Below are 272 nucleotides of genomic sequence, written 5' to 3'. Positions count from 1 at the left end.
GCCGCGCTAGCCGAGGTCGCCCCATCGACAGGCTCAGGCGGGACCGCGGCTCCCGACGGCGCGACGTGGGGCGACACGCACCTCACCGATCCCGTGCACTGGTTCGGCCTGCTGACCGACCACGACTTCGACGGACTGCCGCGCTTGCCGCTCTCCGGCGACGCCGACTGCGTCCGGTGCTGCGTCTCCTACCCGGCGATCACCGACGAGTGCAGCCGCGGCTCGGTCGCGCGCTACGTCTGGGACCTCGCCGACCGCACCGCCGGCGGCTG

General features: G+C 74.3%; 1 protein-coding gene. It reads left to right on the top strand.

The window, feature by feature from the left end:
- Positions 1 to 272: penicillin acylase family protein (locus F0U47_RS20430; protein WP_149752327.1), on the top strand; the 272-nt coding region annotated here is incomplete at both ends.

This window comes from Nocardioides antri (assembly GCF_008373765.1).
Taxonomy (GTDB): Bacteria; Actinomycetota; Actinomycetes; order Propionibacteriales; family Nocardioidaceae; genus Nocardioides; species Nocardioides antri.
This window is presented reverse-complemented; position numbering and strand designations above follow the sequence as displayed.